Source organism: Pseudomonas sp. GW821-FHT07E12 (genome assembly GCF_058986605.1).
This window is the reverse complement of sequence record NZ_JBYSVX010000043.1, coordinates 1-17,547: the sequence shown is the minus strand read 5'-3', so window position 1 is coordinate 17,547 and position 17,547 is coordinate 1. Positions and strand designations below refer to the sequence as shown.

15 protein-coding genes are annotated in these 17,547 nt (G+C 67.8%); 7 read left to right on the top strand and 8 right to left on the bottom strand.

The annotated features are described in order from the left end of the window. Window positions 1-80: 80 nt before the first annotated feature. Window positions 81-2,234, bottom strand: coding sequence for a peptidyl-dipeptidase Dcp (dcp, locus tag AC3WJE_RS18625; RefSeq protein ID WP_493732320.1), 2,154 nt, complete (start codon window positions 2,232-2,234; stop codon window positions 81-83). A gap of 338 nt (window positions 2,235-2,572) precedes the next feature. After that, on the bottom strand, window positions 2,573-4,489 hold the full coding sequence (locus AC3WJE_RS18620) for an isoaspartyl peptidase/L-asparaginase (protein WP_493732319.1): 1,917 nt from the start codon (window positions 4,487-4,489) through the stop codon (window positions 2,573-2,575). 108 nt (window positions 4,490-4,597) lie between these two features. Between AC3WJE_RS18620 and AC3WJE_RS18615 the strand changes: the two genes are divergently transcribed. The 3 genes from AC3WJE_RS18615 (at window position 4,598) to AC3WJE_RS18605 (ending at window position 9,309) form a co-directional block, all read left to right on the top strand. After that, complete coding sequence (locus AC3WJE_RS18615; protein ID WP_493732318.1) at window positions 4,598-5,176, top strand: RNA polymerase sigma factor; 579 nt, start codon at window positions 4,598-4,600, stop codon at window positions 5,174-5,176. After that, the gene (locus AC3WJE_RS18610) at window positions 5,154-6,179 is read left to right on the top strand and encodes a FecR family protein (RefSeq protein WP_493732317.1); all 1,026 of its coding nucleotides are present in this window, start codon (window positions 5,154-5,156) and stop codon (window positions 6,177-6,179) included. Before AC3WJE_RS18615 ends, AC3WJE_RS18610 begins: the two co-directional genes overlap by 23 nt. Window positions 6,180-6,249: 70 nt before the next feature. Continuing rightward, a complete protein-coding gene (locus tag AC3WJE_RS18605) occupies window positions 6,250-9,309 on the top strand; it encodes a TonB-dependent receptor domain-containing protein (protein ID WP_493732316.1) in 3,060 nt (1,019 codons plus the stop codon). A 51-nt stretch (window positions 9,310-9,360) separates the two neighbouring features. Here AC3WJE_RS18605 and AC3WJE_RS18600 read toward each other — a convergent pair whose 3' ends face one another. Both AC3WJE_RS18600 and arfB read right to left on the bottom strand, forming a co-directional pair. Next, complete coding sequence (locus tag AC3WJE_RS18600; protein WP_493732315.1) at window positions 9,361-9,990, bottom strand: lysophospholipid acyltransferase family protein; 630 nt, start codon at window positions 9,988-9,990, stop codon at window positions 9,361-9,363. 2 nt (window positions 9,991-9,992) lie between these two features. After that, complete coding sequence (arfB, locus tag AC3WJE_RS18595; protein WP_493732314.1) at window positions 9,993-10,424, bottom strand: alternative ribosome rescue aminoacyl-tRNA hydrolase ArfB; 432 nt, start codon at window positions 10,422-10,424, stop codon at window positions 9,993-9,995. A gap of 140 nt (window positions 10,425-10,564) precedes the next feature. Here arfB and AC3WJE_RS18590 point away from each other — a divergent pair, with 140 nt between their 5' ends. Further along, window positions 10,565-11,107: a DUF2059 domain-containing protein gene (locus AC3WJE_RS18590; protein WP_493732313.1), complete on the top strand. Its 543-nt coding sequence runs from the start codon at window positions 10,565-10,567 to the stop codon at window positions 11,105-11,107. A gap of 213 nt (window positions 11,108-11,320) precedes the next feature. On the opposite strand, the gene AC3WJE_RS18585 is transcribed toward AC3WJE_RS18590, so the two are convergent. Next, a complete protein-coding gene (locus tag AC3WJE_RS18585) occupies window positions 11,321-12,025 on the bottom strand; it encodes a pseudouridine synthase (RefSeq protein WP_493732312.1) in 705 nt (234 codons plus the stop codon). A 269-nt stretch (window positions 12,026-12,294) separates the two neighbouring features. On the opposite strand from AC3WJE_RS18585, the gene AC3WJE_RS18580 reads away from it, so the two are divergent. Beyond that, complete coding sequence (locus AC3WJE_RS18580; RefSeq protein WP_493732311.1) at window positions 12,295-12,951, top strand: response regulator transcription factor; 657 nt, start codon at window positions 12,295-12,297, stop codon at window positions 12,949-12,951. 1 nt (window position 12,952) lies between these two features. Next, window positions 12,953-14,332: a sensor histidine kinase gene (locus tag AC3WJE_RS18575; protein ID WP_493732310.1), complete on the top strand. Its 1,380-nt coding sequence runs from the start codon at window positions 12,953-12,955 to the stop codon at window positions 14,330-14,332. Here the strand turns inward: AC3WJE_RS18575 and AC3WJE_RS18570 are convergent. Together AC3WJE_RS18570 and AC3WJE_RS18565 are read right to left on the bottom strand one after the other, a co-directional pair. Beyond that, window positions 14,292-15,380 carry an MBL fold metallo-hydrolase gene (locus tag AC3WJE_RS18570; RefSeq protein ID WP_493732340.1) on the bottom strand — a complete coding sequence of 363 codons (1,089 nt, stop codon included), beginning with the start codon at window positions 15,378-15,380 and terminating at the stop codon, window positions 14,292-14,294. The genes AC3WJE_RS18575 and AC3WJE_RS18570 overlap by 41 nt on opposite strands. 62 nt (window positions 15,381-15,442) lie before the next feature. After that, window positions 15,443-15,895: a GNAT family N-acetyltransferase gene (locus AC3WJE_RS18565; RefSeq protein WP_493732309.1), complete on the bottom strand. Its 453-nt coding sequence runs from the start codon at window positions 15,893-15,895 to the stop codon at window positions 15,443-15,445. Between the two features lie 367 nt (window positions 15,896-16,262). Here AC3WJE_RS18565 and AC3WJE_RS18560 point away from each other — a divergent pair, with 367 nt between their 5' ends. Beyond that, on the top strand, window positions 16,263-16,718 hold the full coding sequence (locus tag AC3WJE_RS18560) for a thioredoxin family protein (RefSeq protein ID WP_493732308.1): 456 nt from the start codon (window positions 16,263-16,265) through the stop codon (window positions 16,716-16,718). 135 nt (window positions 16,719-16,853) lie between these two features. On the opposite strand, the gene AC3WJE_RS18555 is transcribed toward AC3WJE_RS18560, so the two are convergent. Next, on the bottom strand, window positions 16,854-17,447 hold the full coding sequence (locus AC3WJE_RS18555) for an O-methyltransferase (RefSeq protein ID WP_493732307.1): 594 nt from the start codon (window positions 17,445-17,447) through the stop codon (window positions 16,854-16,856). Window positions 17,448-17,547 lie beyond the last annotated feature (100 nt).

Sequence of the window (17,547 nt, the reverse complement as noted above, 5' to 3'; positions counted from 1 at the left end):
GCCTTCACTTGCGAAGCTGAAGTCGCTGGGTCCCCGCCTCCGCGGGGACGACGGCTGACCGCACACAGTTTTCAGCAGACTTACTTCAAGCCACGGTTTTCCAGCAGCGGTTCCACGCTCGGATCCTTGCCGCGGAACTGGCGATAGAGGTCGGCCAGCTCGACGGTATTGCCGCGCGAGAGGATCTTGTCGCGGAAGGTATCGCCGTTGGCGCGGGTCAGGCCGCCGTTTTCCTTGAACCACTCGAACGCGTCGTCGTCGAGCACTTCCGACCAGAAGTAGGCGTAGTAGCCGGCCGAATAGCCGCCGCCCCAGATGTGGTCGAAGTAGCTGGTGCGGTAGCGCGGCGGGACTTCGGCCAGGTCGACCTTGAACTTCTTCAGCGCGTCGGCTTCGAACTTGTCCACGTCCTGCAGCGGCGCGTCGGCCGGCAGGGTGTGCCAGGCCAGGTCGAGCAGTGCGGCCGACAGGTACTCGGTGGTCGCGTAGCCCTGGTTGAAGGTGCGTGCCTTGCGGATCTTGTCGACCAGCGCCTGCGGCATCGCTTCGCCGGTCTGGTAGTGCTTGGCGTAGTTGGCGAATACCTTCGGATCGCTCGCCCAGTGCTCGTTGAACTGCGAGGGGAACTCGACGAAGTCACGCGAGGTGCTGGTGCCGGCGATCGACGGGTACTTCACCTTCGAGAACATGCCGTGCAGCGCGTGGCCGAACTCGTGGAACATCGTGGTGACGTCGTCGAAGCTCAGCAGCGCCGGCTGGCCCGGGGCGGGCTTGGTGAAGTTGCAGACGTTGTAGACCACCGGCTTGGCACCGGTGAGGCCGTCCTGCTCGACGAACACGTCCATCCAGGCGCCACCGGACTTGCTGTCACGCTTGAAGTAGTCGGTGTAGAACAGCGCCAGCGAGGTGCCGTCCTTGTCGAACACCTCGTACACCTTCATGTCCGCGTGGTAGGTCGGGATGTCGGTGCGTTCCTTGAAGGTGATGCCGTAGAGCTGGGTGGCGGCGTAGAAGACGCCGTTCTTCAGCACGTTGTCCAGTTCGAAGTACGGCTTGATCTGCGACTCGTCCAGGTCGTACTTGGCCTTGCGCACCTGCTCGGCGTAGAAGTCCCAATCGGACGCGGTCAGCTTGAAGCCGCCCTTCTGCGCGTCGACCACCTTCTGCATCTCGGCGATCTCGCTGCGCGCCTTGGCGGTGGCGGCCGGCACGGTGTCGGTCAGCAGCTTCAGCGCTGCATCCGGCACCTTGGCCATCTGGTCGCCCAGGCTGTAGGCGGCATAGCTGTCGAAGCCGAGCAGCTTGGCCTTCTGCGCGCGCAGCTGGGCCAGGCGCTGGATGGTCTGGCGGGTGTCGTTGCCGTCACCCTTCTCGGTGCGGGTCTCGGAGGCCTGCAGCACCTGCGTGCGCAGGTCGCGATCCTTCAGCGAGGCCAGCACCGGCTGCTGGGTGGTGTTCTGCAGCGACAGCACGTACTTGCCGTCGAGTTTGCGCGACTGCGCGTCCTGCGCGGCGGCGGCGATGTCGCCATCGCTCAGGCCGTCCAGCCTGGCCTTGTCATCGACCACCACCGCACCGGCGGCGGTCGCGGCGACCAGCTTGGTGTGGAACTGGGTGGCGAGCGTGGTTTCTTCGACGTTGAGCTTGCGCAGGGTGTCCTTGTCGACGTCGGAGAGCTGCGCACCGGCGCGGACGAACTCCAGGTAGTCGCGCTCGACCAGACGCTTCTGCTCCGGATCCAGGCTCAGCGTGTCGCGCTGGTCGTAGATCGACTTGATGCGCGCGAACAGCTTGGGATCCAGGCTGATCTCGTCCTGGTGGGCGGCCAGCTTGGGCGCGACCTCTTCCTGGATCTTCTGGCGGGCGTCGTTGGTATCAGCCTGCACCAGGCCGAAGAAGATGCGCGAGACGCGGGTCAGGGTCTCGCCCGAGCGCTCCAGCGCCTCGATGGTGTTGGCGAAATCGGCCGGCGCGGGGTTGTCGGCGATCTTGCGGACCTCGGCCAGGTGCTCGGTCATGCCCTGCTCGAACGCCGGCAGGTAGTCGCTGTCCTGGATCTTGTCGAACGGCGGCGCCTGGAACGGCAGCGTGCTGGCGGTCAGCAGCGGGTTCGGCGCGGCATCCGGGGTCTGCTGGGCGGTGGCGGTCTTCTCGGGCACGGCGGGGGACTCTTTTCCGGAACAGGCGGCCAGCGCCAGGCTGATGGCGGCGGCCAGTAGGACGGTACGCGACATGGGATGAAACTCCTGGGAATCAGGGGGTGACGGCGATAGGCGCGCACGCTACCCGGTTTCGCTTTGGGCGGCATGTGCCGGAAGAGCTGGGAATGGGGAATGGGGAATCGTAAAAGCTCTTGACCTCGATTACCTATCCGGTAGTTGTTGAGGCTTCATTTGTGGGAGGGACTTCAGTCCCGACAGGGCTTTACCAGTAAAGCCCTGTCGGGACTGAAGTCCCTCCCACAACAGCGGCGGGATCGGGGATTGGAAGGGCGGCACGCTTTTACGAATCCCCGAAACGCTTCACAGCAGCCGAAGGCCGATCATCCCCAATCCCCAATCCCGGCCTTAACTCATAGCTCCTCGCCCTTGAAGATCGCCACGTGCGGCTCCCCGTCGCCGTCGATCCAGCCGCGGTACATGCCGTCGGTATTGAACGGGAAGGCGATGTTGCCCTGCGAGTCCATCGCGATCGCGCCGCCGTCGCCGCCGGCCTTGGGAATCTGCCGGTCGATCACCTCGTCGGCCGCGCGTGCCAGCGACTGGCCGGCGTACTTCACCCGTGCGCAGATGTCGTAGGCCGCCACCGCGCGGATATAGAACTCGCCCCAGCCGGTGCCGGACACCGCGCATTGGGGGTTGGCGTAGGTGCCGGCGCCGATGATCGGCGAGTCGCCGACCCGGCCGTAGCGCTTGTTGGTCATGCCGCCGGTGGAGGTGCCGGCGGCGAGTTGGCCCTGCTTGTCCAGCGCCACCACACCGACGGTGCCGAAATGCTTGGCGGTTTCCAGATCGGCATGCGCCTGGCCGGAGGCCTCCTCCTTCAGCGCCTTCTGCAATTGCTGCCAGCGTTTTTCGGTACGGAAATAGGACGGATCGACCAGGGTGATGCCCTGCTGTCTGGCGAAGACTTCGGCGCCGTCGCCGACCAGCATCACGTGCTGGGATTTATCCATCACCGCACGTGCGAGCTGGATCGGGTTCTTGACCCGATGCACGCCGGCCACCGCGCCGGCCTTGCCGCTGGCGCCGTCCATGATCGCCGCGTCCAGTTCATTGCGGCCATCGTGGGTGAACACCGCACCCTTGCCGGCGTTGAACTGCGGCGCGTCCTCCAGCACGGTGATCGTCGCGGCCACCGCATCGACCGCAGTGCCGCCCTGCGCCAGCACCGTATTGCCAGCCCGCAACGCGCGTTCGAGCACGGCGCGGGCTTCAGCTTCTTCCTGCGGGTTCAGATCGCCACGGGTCACGCCGGCGCCACCATGGATCACCAGCTTGGTACCGCCGACGAGACGCAGCACGCCGTCATGCGCGGCGTAGTTGGAAACCGCCAGCGGCGCATCGACACGGCCGTCCGGCAGGTGCAGCACCGACCCGGTTCCGATCCGCAACACCTGCGTCGCTGACAGTTCCAGCGGTTGCTCGCTGCGCTGCGGCGGCAATCCCCCCTTGACCAGCCACGCGCCACCCTGCGGATCGGTGGCATACACACGGGCGCTGCCGTCTCCCTCCACCGCCAACGCCGCGCTCTCGTCCACGCCGAGGCCGAGTAGCGGATGACCTGCTTCAGTTTCGGCCTTGGCGAGGAAAGCGAACAGCCGGCCCAGGCGATCGCGCTCGCGGAAGTGGGTGTCGGTAATCACGCCCTTCAGCAACGACAGGTGCAGGAAGCCGGTCTCGATCGTGGTCGCCTCGCCGAGCGGATCGGCCAGCGCACGGGCGCTGCTCAGGCTGCCGCCGTCCATCGCGCCGTACAGGTACTCGCCCAGCATCGCCAGCCCGGCGCTGGTACCGCCCAGCGGCTTGCCGGCGCGCACATGCGCGTCCAGCGCTTTCGCCACCGGCGTGCCGCGCCAGTACCTCACGTAACGCGACTGGTCGCCGCCGGCAATGAAGATGCCGTCGGCATTGGCCAGCGCGTGCAGCAGCTGCTTGTCATAGGACTGCTCACGATCATGCAGGACGAACGTCTCCACCGAGGCGACGCCGCCGACCTCGCGATAGAACTCCTCGCCGATCTCGCCACCCAGCGAGGCGCGCAACACCACGATGTGGCCGTGCCCGGCCTTGTCGAAGAACCAGCGCAGCGCACCGTGGTTGCGGTCGCCGCCCCCCATCAGCAGCAGACCGGGAGCCGTCTTGGCGTGCGTGGGCGCTTTGCGATCGCCGACCAGATAGCGCTCGTAACCGGGAGCCGCCGCCAACGCCAACCACGGCAGCAGCCACAGCACGCACAGCCAGCCGATCTTGCCCACACGAAGCTTCATGTTCGATCTCCATCGATGAAAGGACGGCCGCGATGGCCCTGGATGACAGGACGAACGACGCAGCGATTTCCCCCGTTGCGATCCCGATCATCGGCTATGGTGACCACTATGCGCTCCCCCCTCGACGACTGGTTCGTGCAGCAGGTGCTGGTCCACGAGGCCGCGCTGACCCGTTATCTGCTGCGCAGCTGGCCGCAGCGCGACGAGGTCCACGACCTGCGCCAGGAGACCTACGTGCGCGTCTACGAGGCCGCCTCACGCGCGCTGCCAACCTCGCCCAAGTCGTTCCTGTTCACCACCGCGCGCCATCTGATGAGCGATCGCCGCCGCCGCGCGCGGGTGGTGTCGATCGAGCCGGTGGGTGATTTCGATGACTTGAACGTCTTGGTGGATGAGGCCTCGCCGGAACGCTGGTGTGGCGGCCGCCAGTTGCTGGGGCGGCTGGCCGAGGCGCTGGAGGCGTTGCCGGAGCGTTGCCGCGAGGTGATCTGGCTGCGCCGGGTCGAGGAACTGTCGCAGAAGGAGGTCGCCATGCGTCTGGGTATCAGCGAGAAGACCGTGGAAAAACACATCGCGCGTGCGACGCGGCTGATCGCCGACCGTTTCCACGGCACCGCCGCCGAGCCGGCCGGCAGCCCGCACGCCACCGCACGAGCACGTTCGCATGCCAAGCCATCGGCAGATTGAGCAGGAGGCCGCGGCCTGGCTGGCGCGGCACGATGCGGACAGCTGGAGCGCGCTCGATCAGGCCGCGCTCGACGCCTGGCTGGACGCGGCACTGGCGCATCGCGTTGCCTGGCTGCGACTGCAATCGGCGTGGGAAGAAACCGTGCGGCTGCGCGCGCTGGCACCACCCGATCCGCTGCCTGTCGCGGCCGTGCCCGATCTGCGCGCCGCCCGTTTCGCCGCCCGTTTCGCCGCGCGTACGGGCGTGCGGCCACGGCGGCGGCGTTTCGTCGGCATCGGATTCGCGTTGGCGGCCTGCGCGGTGCTTGCCCTCGGCATCACCGGCCAGCGCCTGTACACCGCGCCGATACCGGCGCAGTCATTCGAGAGCGCACTCGGGCAAACCCGCACGCTGCAACTGGATGACGGCTCGCGCGCCACACTCAGCAGTGATAGCCGGATCGCGGTGAGTTACTCGCGCGGCGAACGGCACATCGCGCTGGAACGCGGCGAGGCGTTTTTCGAAGTGGCACACGACCGCAGCCGCCCGTTCGTGGTCGCTGCCGGCAGCCGCCAGGCGGTGGCGGTCGGCACCCGCTATGCGGTGCGTCGCGACGATCAGGGCGATGGCGTGCGCGTGGTGGTCACCGAGGGCACGGTGCGACTGGACGATCCGGCCACGCCCGGTGCGGCACTGCTGCCGGCCGGCAGCGTCGCGCAGGCCGATGCGCACGGCGTGCAGGTACGCCGCCTCAGCGTCGCCGAGGCCGAGCGCTACCTCGACTGGCGCAGCGGCCTGCTCGCCTTCCGCAACACCCCGCTGGCCGAGGCCGCCGCCGAGTTCAACCGCTACAACCACCAACAGCTGGTGGTGACCGACGCCGGCACCGGCGCGCTGCCGATCGGCGGGCAGTTCCGCTGGGACAACCTCGACGGTTTCGTGCGCCTGCTCGAACAGGGCTTCCCGGTCTGCACCACGCGTACCCAGCAGCGCATCGAGCTGCACGTCTGCAGCCGGACGTAGGGATCGCGGCGTCTCGTTCGTCCCGGCACATTGGAAGGCGCCACGAGCCGGCGCCGCAGGGGAAAACACGATGCGCAATGCATACCGGGGTGTGCTGCTGGGTCTTGCCTGTTCGGCGGCGCTGGCCGCGCAGGCACAGGCGGTGACGGAAGTACCGGCCGGCGAGCTGGCGACCGCGCTGGATACGCTGGCGCGCCAGACCGGCAGCCAGTTCGTCTATCGCGCCGATCAGCTCAAGGGCGTGCGCACCTCCGGCAGCCACGGCGCCGCCAATCCACAGCAGGCGCTCGATCAGTTGCTGCGCGGCACCGGCTGGGCGGCAAAACGCGATCCCTCCGGCGCGGTGCTGATCGTGCGCCAGAGCAGCACGCCGCCACCGCCGCCCAAGCCCGTGCCGGTACCCGCCGCCGCCACGACCGAAGCACCGGCACCGACCGAGCTGCAGACCTTGCAGGTCACCGGCTCACGCATCCCGCGCGCGCAGGTGGAAGGCCCGGCGCCGGTGGCGGTGATCACCTCCGAGCAGATCCAGGCCAGCGGCTTCACCAGCGTGCCGGACGTGCTCAAGGCGATGACCCAGAACGGCGGTGAGACCCAGAGCCAGCAATCGGCCAGCGGCGCGGATTTCTCGCCCGGTGCGCAGCAGGTGGACCTGCGCGGACTCGGCCCCAACCACACGCTGGTGCTGGTCAACGGCCGCCGCATCGCCGACTTCCCGATGCCGTTCAAGGGCCGCAGCAACTTCACCGATGTGTCCAACATCCCGCTCGGGATGATCGACCGCATCGAGGTGCTGACCGGCAGCGCCTCGGCGGTGTACGGCTCGGATGCGATCGCCGGCGTGGTCAATTTCATCCTCAAGAAGAAGATCGACGGCACCCATCTCGACCTGCGTTACGGCGACACCCGGCGTGGTGGTGGCGAGTCTTATGACGTCACGCTCTCCACCGGTTTCAGCCGGGGCGCGTTCGACAGCGTGTTCGGCGCCGAACTCACGTATCAGAAACCGCTGTGGGCATACGAACGCGCGATCCAGGATTCCAGCCAGGATTCGCCGGTCGCCAGCGGCCGCATCGCCCGGCGTGGATTCCTGCGCACCGACTACTACGACACCTACCTCGATCCCGGCGCGGACACCTGCGCCGGGCTGGCCTCGCTCAACAAGGGCAGCACCTACCACGCCTCGCGTCCGCGCTACGGCGAATGGGACGACGCGCTCGACGACTACGGCCCCGGCTACTACTGCGGCAGCGATCGCGCGATCGGCTACGGCACCATCCTCAGTCAGCGCCGCGGCCTGAACGGCTACGCCTCGCTCAACTACGACTTCGGCAACGGCATCCGCTGGTTTGCCGACGTGCAGCTGGGTTATCACAAGGTCGCGTTGTTTCGCGACGTGCTGTCGTGGAGCTACCAGGCCACCGACGGCAACGAGGAAGGCTATTTCTACAACCACGCCACCGACCAGGTGGAGTACTGGCAGCGTCAGTTTTCGCCCGAGGAGATGGGTGGACTCGGCAACGGCATGATCCGCAGCACCCAGAAGACCTTCAGCCTGACCACCGGCCTGGCCGGCAGCTTCGGCCAGAGTTGGGACTGGGAAGCCTCGCTGAGCCACTCGCAGTACCAGTCGCGGATCAGCTGGCCGCAGGTGATCGCGGCCAAGGCCAACGCGCTGTTCCTCGGCGAATCGCTCGGCATCGACGAGGACTCCGGCTACGAGATCCACGACGCCGATCCGACCCGCCTGTATACGCCGCTGAGCCGTGCCGAGTACGACAGCATCACCGCACGCAGCGACTACCACCCGAAATCGCGCAACGACACGCTCGCCTTCACCGCGACCCATCCATCGCTGTTCAAGCTGCCCGGCGGCGAGGCCGGCCTGTCGGCCACCGCCGAGGTCGGCCAGCAGGCTTACCAGCTCAATCCCGATCCGCTGGCGACGCAGTATTACTACTACAGCTGGAAGGACTCCGACGGCCGCGGCAGCCGCAACCGCTGGGCGGTGGCCAGCGAGCTGCGCATGCCGGTGCTGGAAACGCTCAACCTGAGCGTGGCCGGCCGCTACGACCAGTACCGCTTCGCCGGCAGCACCATCGACAAACCGACCTGGAGCGCCGGTGTGGAATGGCGCCCGGTGCAATCACTGCTGCTGCGCGGCTCCTACGGCACCGCGTTCCGCGCGCCCGACCTGCATTACGTGTTCGCCGGTCCCGGCAACGATGAAACCTCGGGCGTGGATTACTACCGCTGCCGCAGCGAGGAGCCGGACGAGAGCTACAGCGATTGCAGCTATGGCGACGAAAACATCATCCGCGGCCGCTCCGGCAACAAGAAGTTGAAACCGGAAACCAGCACCTCGTGGACTGCCGGCGTGGTGTATTCGCCAATCGCGAACTTCGACGTGTCGCTGGACTGGTTCGACATCGACATGCGCAACCAGGTGCAGGACATGCGCGTGGACGCGATCCTGCGCAACGAGGCCGATTGCCGATTGGGCGACCTCGACGCCGCTTCGCCGACCTGCGTGGACGCACTGGCGCGGGTGACACGACTGAGCGATGGCACGCTCTACGGCGTGTACGTCAACCCGATCAACATCGCGCGCGAACGCACCAACGGCCTGGACCTGAGCCTGCACTACCGGCTCGACACCGCGATCGGCACGTTCCGCCTGAGCGGCAGCCACACCTGGGTGCACACGCACGACATCCAGGTCTATGCCGGCGATGAAACCATCGACGAGTTCGCGATCAACAGCGGCTACGACATCCCGCGCACCAAGACCGGCGTGACGCTGTCATGGGAGCGTGGCGCCTGGACCACCACGCTTTACGGCCAGCGCCTGGGCAAGCTGCCCAGCTACGTCGCCTATGACCAGAGCTACGACCCGGACAGCGGCGACAACCCGTGGATCCCCGCGACCTGGCGCTACAACGCCTCGCTGCAGTACCGGATCAACCCACGCTCGCGGCTGTCGCTGGCGGTGGACAACCTGTTCGACAAGATGCCGCCGAAGGACCCCACCTACAGCGCCTATCCGTACTACGACATCGCCTGGTACGACTCGGTGGGACGCAGCATGTACCTGCAATACAGCCTGGATTTCGGCGGTAGTCGCCAATAGCCCGGTCGACGCAACAAAAAAACCGGCCCTGGGGCCGGTTTTTTTCATGCTTCAGACAGTGCCGCGATTCTTGCCCATGCGCGGCCGGTACCAGACCCGGATCGCGGCGATGTCCGCCTCCATGTCCTCGCCCGGCCAGAACGGCTCGCCGAGGCCGATGGTCTTGCTCGGATAATCGAAATACACCGGCAGGATCGGCACGCCGGCATGCTTGGCGATCTTCCAGAAGCCGGCCTTCCACTGCTCCACGCGCTTGCGGGTGCCTTCCGGGGTCAGCACGTACCACAGCTTGTCGGAGCCGCGGATCAGCCGGATCGCCTGCCCGACCGTGCCCTGCGGCAGGCTGCGGTCGATCGGGATCGCGCCCAGGCGCTTGAGTAGCGGCCCCAGCGGCCACCAGAACAGGCTGGCCTTGCCCAGCACCTTGACCCCGAAGCCGAGCGCGAACTTGGCCGCAAAGCCGAGGAAGCCGTCCCAGTTGGACGAATGCGGCGCCACGATCATCACCAGCTTGGACAGGTCGGGCAGCCGCCCGACGATCTTCCAGCCGGTCAGGCGCAGCGCGGTGCGGCCCAGCCAGCGCCCGAACCGGCCATGCGCGAGCGGCATGTTCGGCGGGATCGGCTGCTGCAGGGGGTCAAGCGGTGCCGTGGGCGGCAACGGCGGGACGGTCTGACTCACTTTCACTCCACGTTGGGCGATGAACGCCCGCGCTTGATGTCACCGCGCCCGCGCTTGGCGTCGAGGCGGCGCGCTTTGGCGGCGCGGGAAGGCTTGGTCGCGATCCGTCGCTTGGGAACCGACAGGCTGCCGGCAATGAATTCGGCCAGGCGTGCGCGCGCATCCTCGCGGTTGCGGTCCTGGGTGCGGAAGCGCTGTGCGTCGATCACCAGCACGCCCTCGTCGGTGAGCCGGCGGTCGCGCCGGGCCAGCAGGCGCGCGCGCAGCGGCTCGGGCAGCGACGGCGAGCCGGCCACGTCGAAGCGCAGCTCGACCGCGGTGGCGACCTTGTTGACGTTCTGGCCACCGGCGCCGGACGCGCGCACGAAGCGCTCGACGATCTCCGTCTCCGGAATCGCCAAGGTGGCATCGATGTGGATTGGTGCGTACCCCATGTGCCGATTGTATCGGCCCTCGGTGTCAGGACGTAGTTCCGGTCCCGGCCGGCGCGGGACCGGGCCGGGCCCACTCCCCGATAGGGCCGCGCGGCCGGCGGCGTTATCCTGCCGCCTCGCTCATTCCGCAGGATGCTCCGATGACCAAGTCCCGATTCCGCCCGCTGCGCGCCCTGGCCGTGCGCCTGTGCCTGACCGTCGCGCTGGCCGCCGCCGCGCCGCTGGCACTGGCCGCCCCGCCCAGCGACGCCGACGTCAACCGGCTGCTGTCGGCCTCGCGTGCGCAGAACATGCTCGACACGATGCTGCCGCAGATCGAGGCGATGCAGCGCCAGCAGTTCGAGCAGCTGGCTGCGCAGCGCCCACTCAGCGCCGAGCAGAAGGACAAGCTGGAGCGGATCCAGGCACGCACCCGCGAAACCCTGCGCCAGGCGCTGTCGTGGTCGCAGATGCGGCCGCTGTACGTGGACCTCTACAAGCAATCGTTCTCGCGCGAGGACGTGCTGGCGATGGCCGAGTTCTACGAGAGCCCGGCCGGCCAGAGCCTGCTCGACAAAACCCCGGCGCTGATGCAGAACCTGATGGTGGCGATCCAGCAGAAGATGCAGCCAATGTTCGTCAACCTGCAGAAGGACCTGCAGGCGATCGCCAACGAGCCGGCGCCGGCGGCGCAAGCGAAGTAATCACGACGCCCCAGAGCGGAGCTTTCCCCCTCCGTCATCCCCGCGCAGGCGGGGGTGAGGGCGGGCCGCCAGCGAGCCATTGGCTCTCGCCCGCCCGAACGCCCGAGTGCCATGCGCGAGGGCCGGGGATCGGAGACCCCGCGACTTGAGCGGTGCAGGCAAGGAAAGCCGCTGGATCCCCGCCTGCGCGGGGATGACGAATGGTTTGGGCGCTCAGACCTTCCAACCGAACAGATCGCAGGCCTTACCGAACTCCGCATCCACCGGCGCACGCACCTCGATGCGGCCACCGGACGGATGCGGGAACGCCAGCCGCTCGGCGTGCAGCAGCATGCGATGCACGCCCAACATGCGGAATGTGCGGTTATGGCGGCCGTCGCCGTGGCTGGTATCGCCGATCAGGTGATGCGACAGGTGCTTGAGGTGGCGGCGGATCTGGCGGAAGCGCCCGGTCTGCGGCTGGCAGCGCAGCAGCGCGTAGCGCGAGGTCTCGAAACCCGTCGACGGCACCGGCAATTCGCCGGTCGCCAGCCGCTGGAAATGGGTGATCGCCGGCTTCTTCTGGGGCTTGCCGGGGCCGCCGTCCAGGTCGTGATCGACCGTGAACGCCTCCTCGGCCGGCCAGCCGCGGCACACCGCCAGGTAATCCTTCTCGACCTCGCCGCCCATCAAGGCCTTGCCGAGCGCGCTGGCCGCGTCGCGGTCGAATGCCAGCAGCAGGCAGCCGCTGGTGGCACGGTCGAGCCGGTGGATCAGGAAGATCGGCCGGCCCAGTTGTTCGCGCAGCCGGTCGGCGAGGAAATCGTCCTCGCCGCGCGCCAGCTTGCTGTCGTGGACCATCAGGCCGGCCGGCTTGTCGACCACGGCCAGGGCATCGTCGAGGTGCAGGATCTGCACGGATTCAGGGGTATTGCTCACCCGCGCATTATCGGCGCGCGCGCTGTGATTTACGAAGGCCCTGTTCGTGTTCGACAAGTCCAGCCCGCCGGAGCGAGGCCTTTGTGGGAGGGACTTCAGTCCCGACGCTTTCCCGGGAAAGCGTCGGGACTGAAGTCCCTCCCACAGGAAAGTCCCTCGATGAAGGCCCTCCCACAAGGACCACCCGCCAGCACAAACCGGGCTGTTTAAGAACTCCTTAAAGCTTCCGTCCTACTATCCCCGGCTACTAAGCCTCCCGGATTCACGCCTTGTCCCAGGTCCTGCTCGTCGAAGACGACCGCATGCTCGGCGACGCGGTCGCCGCCGCGCTGGTCCGTGACGGCTGGCAGGTCGATCGCGCCGAGGACGTCACCGCCGCGCGTCTGGCGCTGGTCGATCACGCCTACGACGCGGTGCTGCTGGACCTGGGCCTGCCGCACGGTTCCGGGCTGGACGTGCTGCGCGGGATGCGCCAGCGCTACGACGCCACCCCGGTATTGATCGTCACCGCGCGCGACCGCCTCAGCGACCGCGTCAGCGGCCTGGATGCCGGTGCCGACGACTATCTGGTCAAGCCGTTCCAGAGCGATGAGCTGTGCGCGCGGCTGCGCGCGCTGGTGCGCCGTGCGCAGGGCCGGGTGACGCCGCAGCTGTCCTGGCGCGATGTCAGCGTGGACCCGGCCTCGCGCACGGTCAGCCGCGACGGTGAACCGATCCGGCTCGGCACCAACGAGTACCGCACGCTGCTGGCGCTGATGGAACGACGCGGCCGCACGGTCCCGCGCGAGATGCTGGAAACCCTGGTCTACGGCGGTGACGGCACCATCGAGAGCAACACCATCGCGGTATACGTGCACCAGCTGCGGCGCAAGCTCGGCGATGAGTTCATCGCCACCGTCCACGGCATCGGCTACCGGATCGGCTGACATGCGCCATCGCTCGCTCAAGCTCAAGCTGCTCAAGGCCATCATGGCGGTGCTGCTGCTCGGCTGGCTGGCGTGGCTGGCGTGCAGCTACGTGCAGATGTCGCGCCAGCAGAGTCATCAAAGCGATCTGATGCTGCGCGAGGTCGCCGAACAGATTCTGCTGTCGATGCCGCGCGACATCGCCGGCATCGGCGAATCAAGCCGGTTGCGGCTGCCGTCGGACCAGGCGGTGGTGTCGATGCAGAAGTTCGACAAGCTGCAGTTCCAGGTCTGGACGCTGACCGGGCACGAACAAGTGGTCGCCTCGCAGCGCGCGCCGGCGACGCCGCTGAAGGCGGATTTCCTGCCCGGCTTCGGCCATAGCCGCAGCACCGACGACCAGTGGCGGGTGTACGCCGTCAGCGATGCCGAAGGCCGGGTGCAGGTGCAGACCGGATTGGCGCAATCGCAGGTGCAGGCCGAGCTGCGCTACTGGGCCGGCGCCGGGCTGTTCTACGCGCTGATCGCGCTGCTGGCGCTGGTCGCGGTGACCTGGCTGGCGGTGCACTGGAGCCTGCGCCCGATCGATCGGCTGCGCGGTGACATGGCGCGGCGCGAATCGCTCGACCTGACCCCGCTGCCGACCGACGGCATCACCCGCGAAATCCTGCCGCTGGTGGAATCCTTCAACGCCCTGCTCGCGCGCCTGGGCGAGGCGATGCAGAGCGAGCGCCAGTTCCTGGCCGACGCCGCACACGAGATCCGCACCCCGCTGGCGGCGTTGCTGACCCAGGCCGAGCTGGCCATGCACGCCGACACCCGTGACGAAGCGCAGCTCGCGTTGCAGCGCCTGACCGGCGGCATCGAGCGCACCTCGCGACTGGCCCAGCAGTTGCTCGATTCGGCGCGTCTGGAAGCCTCGCAGCGCAACCGCGACGACAGCACGGTGGAGCTGGCCGAGGTGGTGACGATGGTCGCGCGCGAGTTCGAGGGCATGGCCTCGCGCCGGCGCCAGGTGTTGTCGGTGACCGCCAGCGAGACCCCGGTGCGCGGCAATCTGGACGACCTCGGCATCCTGGTGCGCAACCTGATCGACAACGCGGTGCGCTATGCCGGCGAAGGCGCGCGTATCGAGATCGACTGCCACGTCGCCGATGGCTATTCGCAGCTGTGCGTGCGCGACAACGGCCCGGGCGTGGTCGCCACCGAGCGCGAGCGCATCTTCGAGCGCTTCTTCCGCGGCAGCAACGGCAATGGCGAACGCGGCAGCGGGATCGGGCTGTCGCTGGTGACCCGCATCGCCGGCCGCCACGGCGCGACCCTGCGCGCCGCCGACGGCATCGGCGGCCAGGGCCTGGGTATCAGCGTGGCATTCCCTCTGCCGGCTCCGGCTCCGCACTGACCACCAGCGATGACGGCGACCGGTCCGCTTCCGCCGGACCGCGCCACCAACGCTCCACCGGCGGCGGCGAAGCCGCATCCACCGCCTGCCCAAGCAGCGGCGTGGAAATCGCCACGCCCTGCGCCTGTGCTGCGGCCACCACCCGCTCCAACGGCTCGTTCCAATCGTGGAAGGCCAGATCGAAGGTGCTGTTGTGGATCGGCAGCAACCAGCGTCCACGCACATCCAGATGCGCCTGCACGGTCTGCTCCGGCAGCATGTGCACGCCGGCCCAGAGCGGGTCGTAGGCGCCGCATTCGATCAAGGTCACATCGAACGGCCCGAGCCGCTCGCCGATCTCGGCGAAGCCGGGGAAGTAGCCGCTGTCGCCGCTGAAGAACAGGTTCATGCCCGGCGCGCGGATCGCCCACGACGCCCACAGCGTGCGATTGCGCCCGAACAGGCCGCGACCGGAGAAATGCTGCGCCGGCGTGGCGGTCAGTTCGACCTCACCGACGCGCAACGACTGCCACCAGTCCAGCTGTTCCACCCGGTCCGGTTTCACGCCCCAGCGCACCAGCAGCTCGCCCACGCCCAGCGGCGCCAGGAATACATCGGCGCGATCGGCCAACGCGCGCACCGTGCGCTTGTCGAGGTGGTCGTAATGATCGTGCGAGAAGATCACCCCGCGCAGCGGTGGCAGCTGATCCAGCGCGATCGGCGGCGCCTGGAAACGGCGCGGCCCGGCCCAGGACACCGGCGAGGCACGCTCGCCGAACACCGGGTCGATCAGCCACCAGCCGCCATCGAGCTTGACCAGCACCGAGGAATGGCCGAGCCGGTACAGCCGGTTGTCCGGCGCGTTTTCCAGCATCTGCGCGGTCAGCGGCTGCACCGGCACCGGCAGCGCCGGCCGCGTGGTCGGGCGCTTGCCGGTCAGGAATTTCCACCACAGCGTCAGCCCCTCGCGTCCCTGCGGCATCTTGGGCGTGATCGGATTGACGAACTCACCGTCACGGAACTGCGGCGAGTCGGGATATTCGGCGGTACGGCCGGGAACCAGGAACATGGAGACTCCAACAAGACAGGTAAGCGAGAACAAGGCGATGTAGCGACGACGGCGCGGACGCTTCATGGCGGCGCCTCGTGCTCGGGCACGACCGTGGGCAATACCCGTCCGTCGCTCAAACGCAGCTGCTGGCAGCCCATTTCCGCCGCCATTGCCCGCGCGTGCGCCTGCAGACGGCTACCGATACCGCGTCCGCGCCAGGCCGGCCGCACATACACCGCATCCACGGTCAGGCAATAACCGCCCTGCGGCAATGCCAGGCCGACGCTGGCGACGATCACGCCGAGCTTTTCACCGCCGATTTCGGCCAGCCACGCCCAACTCCGGCAAGGCGTATCGAACAACGCCTCGCGCAGCGGCAATGGCATTTCCGCCGCGAGCGGTGACGCAGGCGCAGCCTCGTGGCACAGCGACCATAGCGCGCGTGCATCGCCGGAAAGCGCCCGGCGCAGCGACGGCATCACCGGCACCGCAACGGCTCGCACATGGGGCGTCGACACCGCCAGCGCGATCATGCCGCGCACTCCGCGCGGCGTCGCGCAGCTGCATCGGCCAGGGATGAAACAGGGGGATTGCGCAGGACCATCGGAGCGCTCCGTTGCGGGCGGCATTCGCCCTCGGACTGTCAGCTTGCGCCCGGGCTTTTAAGAACTCTTTAAGAGCCTGGTCAGGGCTCTTCACTGATTCCGGATGCTTTTTTCCCGTCATTCCCGCGAAAGCGGGAATGGCGACACTTCTGGGGGCTTTAAAGGCCCAGCACCGGCACCCACCGTGCCATTGCCCACACCAACACGCCACTGTTTCCCGCCAGGCACGCCCCCGGCACATTGACGCGCCCGGCCGACCACGCGGACGATGGCTTCCCCACCGCGAGGCATGCCCATGAACAAGCTGCTGCTGATTTCCCTGCTGGCGCTGGCACCGCTGGCCCAGGCCGTCGACCTTCCCTACGACGACCACGCCGACGCCAAGGCCCAGGTGACGCAGGCACTGGCCGCCGGCAAGCAGGCACACAAACCGACCCTGCTGGTGTTCGGTGCCAACTGGTGCGGCGACTGTCGCGCGCTCGACAAGTCGCTGCACACCGACAAGAACGCCGCACTGATCGCGCAGCACTTCGAGGTGGTGAAGGTCGATGTCGGCAACTTCGACCACAACCTGGACATCAGCCAGGCCTACGGCGACCCGATCCAGAAGGGCATTCCCGCCGCGGTGGTGGTCTCGCCGCAGGGCAAGGTGGTCTACACCACCAAGGCCGGCGAACTGGCCAACGCACGCAAGATGAGCGACGACGGCATTTACGAGTTCTTCGCCAAGGTGGCCAAGCCGGCGCAGTGAGTCCGTAGCCACGTCGCGCAAACGACTCAACGTCGCCCCCGCGAAGGCGGGGGCCCAGTGGCTTTGCTTCTGTTGCTTCACCACAAACCAAGTCACTGGGTCCCCGCCTGCGCGGGGACGACGACGGTGGGATTGCTAGCCCGCACGCACCGCCAGCAACTCGCCCTTGCCGACCGGCACCAGCGCGCAGGTGAAATCACCGTCCGCACGCAGCGCCTGCTCGAACGGCGCCATCTGCGCGGCATGCGAGGTGGCGTTGTCGACCACCAGCAACCCACCCGGCCTCAGCACCCGCCGCAACGCCGGCCACCAGTCGAGATAGCGGCTGCGGTCCGAATCGAGAAACACCAGATCAAAGCCGGCCTCCGGCGCCTGCGCCAGCCACGCGCCGGCATCGGCATGCACCAGCGTGATCCGCGATTCCAGGCCACTGCGCGCGAAGTTGCGCTGCGCCATCGCCAGCTTCGCCTCGGAAAATTCCAGCGTGGTGACGTGGCCATCGATCGCGGCGGCCGCCTCGGCCAGCCACAAGGTGGAATAGCCATTGGAAGTGCCGATCTCCAGCACCCGCCGCGCCTGCATCGAACGCACCAGCACCGCGAGCAGCTCGCCGGTATCCGGGGTGATGTTGAGCATGCGCAGACCGTCGGCACCGGCGCGGATGGCGGCGTCGTTGTCGTCGCCGAAATGCGCCAGCTCGTCCTTCAGTGATTGCAGGTCATTGGGCATCAGGCATCCCCAAGAAAATGATGACCGTGTAGGAGCGGGGGGGGGGGGGGGGGGGGGGGGGGGGGGGGGGGGGGGGGGGGGGGGGGGGGGGGGGGGGGGG

Coding starts and splice junctions, on each gene's coding strand:
- AC3WJE_RS18555 (WP_493732307.1), bottom strand. CDS start 17,447: ATGCCCAATGACCTGCAATCACTGAAGGACGAGCTGGCGCATTTCGGC.
- AC3WJE_RS18590 (WP_493732313.1), top strand. CDS start 10,565: ATGACCAAGTCCCGATTCCGCCCGCTGCGCGCCCTGGCCGTGCGCCTG.
- arfB (WP_493732314.1), bottom strand. CDS start 10,424: ATGGGGTACGCACCAATCCACATCGATGCCACCTTGGCGATTCCGGAG.
- dcp (WP_493732320.1), bottom strand. CDS start 2,234: ATGTCGCGTACCGTCCTACTGGCCGCCGCCATCAGCCTGGCGCTGGCC.
- AC3WJE_RS18610 (WP_493732317.1), top strand. CDS start 5,154: ATGCCAAGCCATCGGCAGATTGAGCAGGAGGCCGCGGCCTGGCTGGCG.
- AC3WJE_RS18615 (WP_493732318.1), top strand. CDS start 4,598: ATGCGCTCCCCCCTCGACGACTGGTTCGTGCAGCAGGTGCTGGTCCAC.
- AC3WJE_RS18570 (WP_493732340.1), bottom strand. CDS start 15,380: ATGTTCCTGGTTCCCGGCCGTACCGCCGAATATCCCGACTCGCCGCAG.
- AC3WJE_RS18620 (WP_493732319.1), bottom strand. CDS start 4,489: ATGAAGCTTCGTGTGGGCAAGATCGGCTGGCTGTGCGTGCTGTGGCTG.
- AC3WJE_RS18560 (WP_493732308.1), top strand. CDS start 16,263: ATGAACAAGCTGCTGCTGATTTCCCTGCTGGCGCTGGCACCGCTGGCC.
- AC3WJE_RS18575 (WP_493732310.1), top strand. CDS start 12,953: ATGCGCCATCGCTCGCTCAAGCTCAAGCTGCTCAAGGCCATCATGGCG.
- AC3WJE_RS18605 (WP_493732316.1), top strand. CDS start 6,250: ATGCGCAATGCATACCGGGGTGTGCTGCTGGGTCTTGCCTGTTCGGCG.
- AC3WJE_RS18565 (WP_493732309.1), bottom strand. CDS start 15,895: ATGATCGCGCTGGCGGTGTCGACGCCCCATGTGCGAGCCGTTGCGGTG.